Source organism: Moorena sp. SIO3H5 (assembly GCF_010692395.1).
Classification (GTDB): Bacteria; Cyanobacteriota; Cyanobacteriia; order Cyanobacteriales; family Coleofasciculaceae; genus Moorena.
The window spans coordinates 1-2,644 of the sequence record NZ_JAAHHS010000655.1 but is presented as its reverse complement, the minus strand read 5'-3'; the positions used below and the strand labels follow the sequence as shown (position 1 = coordinate 2,644).

Here is a 2,644-nt window from a genome sequence, read left to right as displayed (position 1 = left end):
AAGATTCTCAAAGAATTGCGACAGCTCTACTTTGACCAAGGGGAGTATCAAAAAGCCTTCTCAGTTAAGGCATACCAGCAATCAATCGAGTATCAGTTCCGGTTTCGGGCATTTGTCGGTCCTGGTGGATTGTCCCTCAACCAACGAATCAGGTATACTCAGCTCGCTGATCAAATTGCTGCCTCTGGTCGAGAACAAGCCATTAATGACTTAGTTGAGCGTATTGGTCGCACAGACCACAAACTAACGGTAATTTGTGGCTCCTCCGGTGTGGGTAAAAGTTTTCTACTTGAGTCTGGTTTAATTCCTAGATTACAGCAAGAGATTATTTATGCTCGGGATGTGGAGCCAGTGTTGCTGAGGGTTTATAACCGGTGGCAGGATAGGTTAGCTCAAAAGATAATTGGAACAGATCAGGGGGGAGAGGGGGAGGAAATTCTGGGCAAAATTCTCCACCAGCTCCGACACAATAGTGACACTAATCGACTGACTGTTCTAATTTTGGACCAGTTTGAAGAATTTTTCTTTCAGTATCCTCAGCCACAGCAACGGCGAGTTTTTTATCAATTTATAAAGGACTGTCTAACCCTTGAGGCCGTGAAGGTGATTCTGGCTTTGCGGGAAGATTATATCTATTATTTATTAGAGTGTAACAACCGCCTGATTAGTTTAGATGTCGTCAATAATGATATCCTCAGCAAGGATGTTATCTATTACTTAGGAAATTTTACTCAATCCCAGGCCAAAGCGGTGATTGAACGGTTAACGGAGCAGGCTAAGTTTTCCTTAGAACCACAGCTGGTTGAGCAATTGGTGAAAGATTTAGCAGCAGAAACTGGAGAAGTACGTCCCATTGAATTGCAGGTGGTGGGAGCCCAATTAGAAACCGAGGGAATTGTCACCTTGGAGCAGTATCAGCAAAGAGGCGATAAGGAAAAATTAGTAGAGCGTTATCTGGACGCTGTGGTTACGGATTGTGGAACGAAAAACCGAGAAACTACCTGGAAATTGTTGTTTCTATTGACCGATGACAAGCAACTGAGACCCTTAATAACGGAGAGTGAATTAGCTACTGGGTTAACTTTACCCTCAGAGCAAATCACCCTGATTTTGGAGATTCTAGTAGGATCGGGTTTAGTGTTTAAGATTCCACTAGGAACAGAAGACTTATATCAGTTAGTTCATGATTATTTAGTAGAACCGATTCGGAAGAGATTGACAAAGTTTGAGGAACAAAAGCGGATTTTAGAGCAATGGCAGCAAGAAGGAGAAAAACTAGAACGAGCAGGAGTTAAACATGTTGATCAATTTAAGAAGAGCCCGTTTGATGCCTTACTAGAAGCTATGGAGACCGGAAAAGCATTGAAAGCAATGGTCACGAAAAATACTCCCTTGAAAGACTATCCCGCTGCTAGTCCAATGCTAGCTTTACAACAGATTCTTGACCACATTCAACAGCCTAGACTTGGAAAGCATCAGGGTAGGGTTAAGCAGGTGGCATTTAGGCGGGATGGTCAGCATCTCGCTAGCGCTGGAGAGGAGGGAATGGTGAGGTTGTGGGATCTAAAAACTGGGCAAGTCCAACAAGAATTTAAGGGGCATCAGGGTAGGGTTAGGCAGGTGGAATTTAGCCTGGATGGTCAGCTGTTCGCTAGCGCTGGCGAGGAGAGAATCGTTAGGGTTTGGGATCTAAAAACTGGGCAAGTCCAAGCATTGAAAGGGCATCAGGGGAGGGTTAGGCAGGTGGCATTGAGCCAGGATGGTCAACTCCTTGCTAGCGCTGGATTTGACGGAATAGTCAGGTTGTGGGATATCAACACTGGGCAAGTCCAAGAATTGAAGGGGCATCAGGGTTGGGTTAGGCAGGTGGCATTGAGCCGGGATGGTCAACTCCTTGCTAGCACTGGATGTGACAGAATGGTGATGTTGTGGGATCTCAAAACTAGGCAAGTCCAGGAATTGAAGGGGCATCAGGGTTGGGTTGACCAGGTGAAATTTAGCTGGGATGGTCAGCTCCTCGCTAGCGCTGGAGTTGACAGAATCGTGAGGTTGTGGGATGTCAATACTGGCCAAGTCCAAGCATTTAAAAGGCATCAGGGTAGAGTTTACCAGCTTACATTGAGCCGGGATGGTAAACTCCTAGCTACTGCTGGAGTTTACGGAATGGTGAGGTTGTGGGATGTCAACACTGGGCAAATCCAGGCATTGAAAGGTCATCAGGGTTGGGTTGACCAGCTGGAATTTAGCCCGGATGGTCAATTGCTCGCTAGCGCTGGATTTGACCGTACCGTCCGCCTGTGGGATTTAAGGGGTCGGCAAATTGCCCAATTCGAAGGGACTCGGATGGTTTTCAACCCAGATGGGACGGAACTAGCTACCATAGACGGGGATACCATCAAGCTGTGGCGGGTGGACACCCTAGATGGACTCTTAGCTAGGGGTTGTTCTTGCTTACGTAGTAATTCCAGAAATAGTTATGTCAATCCGGAACTGAAGGCGTTTTGTGATTGCTTGCTGGAAGAATATAGAATTAAGAATGGAGAATGGAGAATGGAGAATGGAGAATTAAGAATTCTTCATTCAAAGGTGCATCAAGGCCATGAAAGTAAAAACGTAAGATGACCCGCGCTTCGGACGTGGTCTA

At 46.0% G+C, this 2,644-nt stretch carries 1 pseudogene; it reads left to right on the top strand.

Annotated features, from left to right (window positions below):
• Positions 1-2,622, top strand: a pseudogene (locus F6K52_RS35135) (hypothetical protein); the annotation flags it as partial.
• Positions 2,623-2,644 lie beyond the last annotated feature (22 nt).